General features: G+C 64.8%; 5 protein-coding genes. 4 read left to right on the top strand and 1 reads right to left on the bottom strand.

What is annotated here, in order from left to right; genetic code table 11:
• The first annotated feature begins 128 nt into the window (after positions 1–128).
• The 4 genes from tnpA to D9C15_RS32605 all read left to right on the top strand — a co-directional run bounded on the left by tnpA (position 129) and on the right by D9C15_RS32605 (position 2,898).
• Positions 129–476 (top strand): IS66-like element accessory protein TnpA, encoded by a 348-nt coding sequence (tnpA, locus tag D9C15_RS32590; RefSeq protein ID WP_036235458.1) that lies wholly within the window; start codon positions 129–131, stop codon positions 474–476.
• Positions 477–481: 5 nt separating this feature from the next.
• Positions 482–805: an IS66 family insertion sequence element accessory protein TnpB gene (gene tnpB, locus D9C15_RS32595; RefSeq protein ID WP_152543622.1), complete on the top strand. Its 324-nt coding sequence runs from the start codon at positions 482–484 to the stop codon at positions 803–805.
• A gap of 80 nt (positions 806–885) precedes the next feature.
• A complete protein-coding gene (gene tnpC, locus D9C15_RS32600; protein ID WP_036235453.1) occupies positions 886–2,412 on the top strand; it encodes an IS66 family transposase in 1,527 nt (508 codons plus the stop codon).
• A 156-nt stretch (positions 2,413–2,568) separates the two neighbouring features.
• Positions 2,569–2,898, top strand: coding sequence for an SMR family transporter (locus D9C15_RS32605; RefSeq protein WP_197028825.1), 330 nt, complete (start codon positions 2,569–2,571; stop codon positions 2,896–2,898).
• A 292-nt stretch (positions 2,899–3,190) separates the two neighbouring features.
• Here D9C15_RS32605 and D9C15_RS32610 read toward each other — a convergent pair whose 3' ends face one another.
• Complete coding sequence (locus D9C15_RS32610) at positions 3,191–4,213, bottom strand: IS110 family RNA-guided transposase (RefSeq protein ID WP_128003621.1); 1,023 nt, start codon at positions 4,211–4,213, stop codon at positions 3,191–3,193.
• Positions 4,214–4,306: the final 93 nt, after the last annotated feature.

Here is a 4,306-nt window from a genome sequence, read left to right on the forward strand (position 1 = left end):
TCCTCAGTGCGGCAGCGAACTGGAAGCTTGGCAAACCGGGGGCGTCCATGTACGTCCGGCGAACCCATCTTGAACGCTGCGGCCGCGCCAGCCAGGATGGTGTCCACCAAACGAGATAGGTGGACACCATGCCAGACGCCAAGCCGGACACGCGCCGGCGCCACGACCCGGAACTGAAGCGGCAAGTCCTTGCTGAATGCGCGGCACCTGGTGCGTCCGTGGCCAAGGTGGCGATGAGCCATGGTTTGAATGCCAACCTCGTCCACAAGTGGCGGCGCACGGTGGCCCATGATCGAGGCGCCGCTATCGCCGACCCGTTCGTGCCAGTGAGCGTTGTACCGGCGGCGCCACCGACGGTCGAGGCACCGCAGTTCGTCGAGGTGGACCTGCAACGGGGTTCGGTCACCGTGCGGGTGCGCTGGCCAATGGCGAGCGCGGCTTCTTGCGGCGCTTGGCTTCGTGAGATGCTGCGTTGATCCGGGTGGATGCGCTGTGGCTCGCTGTCGAGCCGCTGGACATGCGCGCCGGCACTGAGGCTGCCCTGGCTCGCGTGGTGTCGGTCTTCGGCGCGGCACGGCCACACCACGCCTACTTGTTTGCCAACCGCCGGGCCAACCGGATGAAGGTGCTGGTCCATGACGGGATTGGTGTGTGGCTGGCCGCACGGCGCTTGAATGTCGGCCGCTTCGTCTGGCCTCGCGATGTGAGCGGCACCTTGAGCCTGAGCCGCGCCCAGTTCGATGCCCTGGTTCTGGGGCTGCCCTGGCAGCGCGTCGGCGAGGCAGGAGTCATCACGCTGCTGTAGCCGCGCGTGCCGTAGGCCCGCGTGCAATTGCGGCATGTGCCGATGGCGCACTTGGCGTCGGTTCGGCACGATGCCTTCTCGTGATCGCCGACGACCTCGACACCCTCGATGCCCAGCAACTGCGCGACGCCTTGCGAGCGGCGCGCTCCGAGGTGGCATTCAAGCAGGCTGTCATCGACAAGCTCACGCACGAGAACGCGATCCTCAAGCGCTTGAAGTTCGCTGCGCAGAGCGAGCGGTACAGCGCCGAGCAGAAGAGCCTGCTGGACGAGACGCTGGACGCTGACCTGGCGGCCGTGGCCGCCGAGATTGAAGCATTGCAGCCCGCTCGGGCCACTGGCGAGCGCCAGCGGCCCCGGCGCGAGAAGCTGCCAGCGCACCTGCCGCGCCGCGACGTTCGCCATGAACCCGAGAGCACCACCTGCGGCTGTGGCCAGGCCCTGCAGCGCATCGGCGAGGACGTGGCCGAGAAGCTGGACTACCAGCCCGGCGTCTTCACGGTGGAGCGACACATCCGCGGCAAGTGGGTGTGCAAGTGCTGCGAGCGCATCGTGCAGGCGCCGGTCGCGCCGCACGTCATCGACAAGGGCCTGCCGACGAGCGCCCTGCTGGCCCAGGTGCTCGTCGCCAAGTATCTCGATCACCTGCCGCTGTACCGGCAGGAGGCCATCTTCGAGCGCGCCGGGCACGCCATCGCACGCTCGACGCTTGCCCAGTGGGTGGGCGAATGCGGTGTGCAGCTGCGGCCGCTGGTGGATGCACTGACCCGGGAACTTCTCGGCCAGGGTGTGCTGCACGCGGACGAGACGCCGGTGGCGATGCTCAAGCCAGGCCACGGCAAGACGCACCGCGCCTACCTGTGGAGCTACTGCACGACACAGTTCAACCCGCTGCAGGCCGTCGTCTTCGACTTCGCCGACAGCCGCGGTGGCCAGCATGCCCGCGAGTTCCTGGGACTGCCGGGCACGCCTTGCCAGCCCGGCTGGCAAGGCAAGCTCGTCTGCGACGACTTCGCCGGCTATAAGGCCTGCTTCGAGCTGGGCGTGACCGAGGCGGGCTGCATGGCGCACGCACGGCGCAAGTTCCACGAACTCTGGGCCAATCACGGCAGCCAGGTCGGCGAGCAGGCGCTGAAGTTCTTCGCGCAGCTTTATGACTTGGAGCGCGGTGGCGCCAATGCCGACACACAAACCAGGCTCGATGCCAGACAGGCTGCCCGGCCGTTGGCGGACGCGCTGCGCCAGTGGCTGCGACAGCAACGCCAGCGTGTTCCCGATGGATCAGCCACCGCGCGGGCTATCGACTACAGCCTCAAGCGCTGGGTGGCGCTGACGCGCTACCTCGACGATGGCGACCTGCCCATCGACAACAACTGGGTGGAGAACCGCATCCGGCCTATAGCGCTGGGTCGGCAGAACTGGCTGTTCGCTGGGAGCTTGCGCGCGGGCAAGCGAGCCGCAGCAATCATGAGCCTCGTGCACTCGGCTCGGCTCAATGGCCACGATCCCTACGTGTACCTGCGCGATATCCTCGAGCGCCTGCCGACCCAGCCAGCAAATCGGATCGTGGAACTTCTGCCGCACCACTGGAATCCTGCCGCCACCTAAATGCGGCCATCCCGGTGGCCAAGCTGCTGTCGGCATCCACCATTCGTGTGCTCAGAGTTCCACTAAACCGTCAAAAGGGGCGGGCGATACCCTTCGGCTCGAGGCGGGGCATTAATGGCTTCATACGGCCAGACCCAATACAGTCGCTGAATGAACATGAATTACGTTTATCTCGGCGTTGCGATCATTGCGGAAGTCACTGCCACCAGCTTCCTCAAGTCATCGGAAGGCATGACAAAACTATGGCCTACGCTTGCCAGCGTGACAGGCTATGCGGTCTCGTTCTACTTCCTCTCCATCACCCTCAAAGTGATACCAACGGGTATAGCCTATGGCATCTGGTCGGGCGTCGGCATTGTGCTGGTGTCGGCGGTCGGCTGGCTGTGGTTCAAGCAGACACTGGACGCCCCCGCGCTCGCCGGAATCGGCATGATCATGGCCGGGGTGCTGACGATCAATCTGTTCTCCAAATCGGTGGCCCACTGATCAGGTGGTGTTCACCGGACGTACATGGACGCCCCCGGTTTGCCAAGCTTCCAGTTCGCTGCCGCACTGAGGAAAAGATTGCACCCGTACATTCGGACTTCAGATGCGAGACGAACTCGCTGTCCCTGATGGGTTCTGCTGGTCGGCGCCCAATCGCTTACACGCACTCGAAGTGCCTCGTCCGGCGCGGGCTGTGCCAACCACGGTCTGACCTGTCGTGCCATCAACTTGCTGGTTGCCTGAGCAATCGGCGGTAGGGATCTCCTTTGCTGTCGCTGTAGTCGGTGCTGCTTCAGGCCGCGGCGTATCCCTGCTTGAACTCCCGGCCGTGAGCCAGGAGCGCCCAGACCGTTCTCGCCGTCTTGTTCGCCATGGCGACTGCCGCGATGTTCTTGTTACGGCGCGTCGTGAGCTTCACCAGCCAGCTGTCGGCATCGGCGCGCTGGGTGGCCCGGTAGATGACTGAACGCGCGCCGTGGATCAGCATCGTGCGCAAGTAGGCATCACCGCGCTTGCTCATGCCCAGCAACGTCGGCTTGCCGCCGCTGGAGTGCTGTCGTGGCACCACGCCCAGCCATGCGGCGAACTGGCGCCCGTTGTCGAAGTTCTTCGCATCGCCGACGCTGGCGACAAGCACCGTGGCAGTCAACGGCCCAATGCCAGGCACCTTCTCCAGACGCTGGCTCGCCTCGCTGGCCCGGTGCCACGCCTTGATCTGCAGCTCGATCTCGTCGACCTGCTTCTGCAGAATCTTCAAATGCTCGAGCAGTCGCTGGATGAGCAGCCGGAAGGTGCCAGGAAGTTCGTTCTCTGCATCTTCGATCAGCGCCGGCACGCGTTCAGCGATGTAGCCAATCCCCTGCGGCACTACCAGGCCGTACTCGCCGAGCAGGCCCCGGATCTGGTTGGCCTGCGCGGTGCGTGCCTTGACGAAGCCCTGACGGACGCGGTGCAGTGAGAGCACCGACTGCTGCTCGATGTTCTTGACTGGCACGAAGCGCATCGAGGGCCGGCTAACCGCCTCACAGATCGCCTCTGCATCAGCGGCATCGTTCTTGTTGCTCTTGACGTACGGCTTGACGAACTGCGGCGCCATCAGCCGAACCGTGTGGCCGAACGACTGCAGCTTGCGGGCCCAATGATGAGCGCTGGCACAGGCCTCGATGCCGATCAGGCAAGGCGGCAGGTTCGCGAAAAAGGGAGCTACCTGGTCGCGCTTCAACTGCTTGCGCAGCACCGACCTGCCGCGCTCGTTGACCCCGTGGACCTGGAACACGTTCTTGGCCAGATCAAGGCCGATCGTCGTAATCTCCATGGCGGACGCTCCTTCCGATCGAGTGGTTGCTGACACATCCACTGTGGCACTTCGATGCCGTCGTCAGGTGGGGGCGTCCATCCCATTGCTTAC

Source organism: Piscinibacter defluvii, assembly GCF_004011805.1.
Taxonomy (GTDB): domain Bacteria; phylum Pseudomonadota; class Gammaproteobacteria; order Burkholderiales; family Burkholderiaceae_C; genus Piscinibacter; species Piscinibacter defluvii.